Source organism: Specibacter sp. NPDC078709 (assembly GCF_040686795.1).
Classification (GTDB): Bacteria; Actinomycetota; Actinomycetes; order Actinomycetales; family Micrococcaceae; genus Specibacter.
Map to the genome: position 1 here is coordinate 1,888 of NZ_JBFBLU010000020.1, position 2,633 is coordinate 4,520.

Below are 2,633 nucleotides of genomic sequence, written 5' to 3' on the forward strand. Positions count from 1 at the left end.
TCTGCGAGAACGTTTGTTTCTCGGTGGGTTGCTCAAGGGTGGAATATCAATAAAATAGTCTTTTGATCGGCGACTGGCTTCCTGGTTCAAGTACAGCACCCTTTGGGGTGCGGGGAACGAACCGTACGGGTTGTTAGTGGTGATGGTTATTATGCGTTTGGCACACTGTTGGGTCCTGGAACAACAACGTCCACCTTTGGGTGGTGGTGTTGATTTCCTGGTTTCCCGCACATGACCTTTCTCTTCGCTGTGTGGCGCATGCTTTTGTGTGTGTCTGGTGGGGGGTGTTGGTGTGTGGTGGGGTTGTTGTTTGAGAACTACATAGTGAACGCGAGCATCTTTTATAAGAAAGCAATTTCTTTGAGAAAATGAATGAACCTGGATCTGATGCTGCATCCTTTGGGGTGTGGTTGATGTTTTCATGGTTCTCTCGATAATCAAGATAGATAAAAATCATGATGCAGGGCCCTTTTGGGGTGTTGTGTTGTGTTTGACCCGCTTGTGTGTGGTCAAGTTTTTAAGGGCACACGGTGGATGCCTTGGCATTAGGAGCCGAAGAAGGACGTAGGAATCTGCGATAAGCCTCGGGGAGTTGATAACCAAACTTTGATCCGAGGGTGTCCGAATGGGGGAACCCCGCCACCGGTTGCAAGACCAGGTGGTGACCCGCATCTGAATATATAGGATGTGTGGAGGGAACGTGGGGAAGTGAAACATCTCAGTACCCACAGGAAGAGAAAACAATAGTGATTCCGTTAGTAGTGGCGAGCGAACGCGGATCAGGCTAAACCGTGTCATGTGTGATAGCCGGCGGGCGTTGCATGGTGCGGGGTTGTGGGACTTACCGATCTAGTTCTGCCGGACTAGGAAGGGGAATGGTGCATGTATAGGTGAACGGTTTTGAATGGCCGACCGTAGAGGGTGAGAGTCCCGTAACTGAAATGCAGTGCACTCCCTGGTGAGTATCCCAAGTAGCACGGGGCCCGAGAAATCCCGTGTGAATCTGTCAGGACCACCTGATAAGCCTAAATACTACCTAATGACCGATAGCGGACAAGTACCGTGAGGGAAAGGTGAAAAGTACCCCGGGAGGGGAGTGAAATAGTACCTGAAACCGTGTGCTTACAATCCGTCAGAGCCACCGAGCCCCTTTTGGGGGTTGTTGTTGTGGTGATGGCGTGCCTTTTGAAGAATGAGCCTGCGAGTTAGTGTTACGTCGCGAGGTTAACCCGTGTGGGGAAGCCGTAGCGAAAGCGAGTCTGAATAGGGCGAGTTTAGTGGCGTGATCTAGACCCGAAGCGAAGTGATCTACCCATGGCCAGGTTGAAGCGCGTGTAAGAGCGCGTGGAGGACCGAACCCACTTCAGTTGAAAATGGAGGGGATGAGCTGTGGGTAGGGGTGAAAGGCCAATCAAACTTCGTGATAGCTGGTTCTCCCCGAAATGCATTTAGGTGCAGCGTTGCGTGTTTCTTACTGGAGGTAGAGCTACTGGATGGCTAATGGGCCCTACAAGGTTACTGACGTCAGCCAAACTCCGAATGCCGGTAAGTCAGAGCGTAGCAGTGAGACTGTGGGGGATAAGCTTCATAGTCGAGAGGGAAACAGCCCAGACCACCAACTAAGGCCCCTAAGCGTGTGCTAAGTGGGAAAGGATGTGGGATTGCTTAGACAACCAGGAGGTTGGCTTAGAAGCAGCCATCCTTAAAAGAGTGCGTAATAGCTCACTGGTCAAGTGATTCCGCGCCGACAATGTAGCGGGGCTCAAGTACACCGCCGAAGTTGTGGATTTCAAACATTGCCCTAACGAGACTTGTTCTTGTTCAGGGGTTTGGAGTGGTAGGGGAGCGTCGTGTAGGCATTGAAGTCGCAGTGTGAACTAGCGGTGGAGCCTACACGAGTGAGAATGCAGGCATGAGTAGCGAAAGACGGGTGAGAAACCCGTCCGCCGAATGATCAAGGGTTCCAGGGTCAAGCTAATCTGCCCTGGGTAAGTCGGGACCTAAGGCGAGGCCGACAGGCGTAGTCGATGGACAACGGGTTGATATTCCCGTACCGGTGAAGAACCGCCAATATTGAACCAATGATACTAACCATCCCTTTCCACCATTGAGTGTCCTTCGGGACCAGGGTGTGTGGGGAGCGTGGGACCTGACTTGGGGAGGTAAACGTATTAACAGGTGTGACGCAGGAAGGTAGCCGAGCCGGGCGATGGTAGTCCCGGTCTAAGGATGTAGGAAACACGATAGGCAAATCCGTTGTGTTGTCTTTGATGACGATTCTGAGATCTGATGGGACCCCCGTTTGGGGGAATTCGGTGATCCTATGCTGCCTAGAAAAGCATCGACGTGAGGTTCTAACTGCCCGTACCCCAAACCGACACAGGTGATCAGGTAGAGAATACTAAGGCGATCGAGAGAATTATGGTTAAGGAACTCGGCAAAATGCCCCCGTAACTTCGGGAGAAGGGGGGCCTGCCTCGTGAAGGACACTAGCTGTCCGTGAGCGGGTGTGGGCCGCAGAGACCAGGGGGAAGCGACTGTTTACTAAAAACACAGGTCCGTGCGAAGTCGCAAGACGATGTATACGGACTGACTCCTGCCCGGTGCTGGAAGGTTAAGAGGACCGGTTAGCT

The 2,633-nt window shown here is 52.3% G+C and carries 1 rRNA gene; it reads left to right on the plus strand.

The annotated features are described in order from the left end of the window. Window positions 1–507: 507 nt before the first annotated feature. Window positions 508–2,633: ribosomal RNA gene (locus tag AB0P14_RS17905) — 23S ribosomal RNA — on the plus strand; the annotation flags it as partial.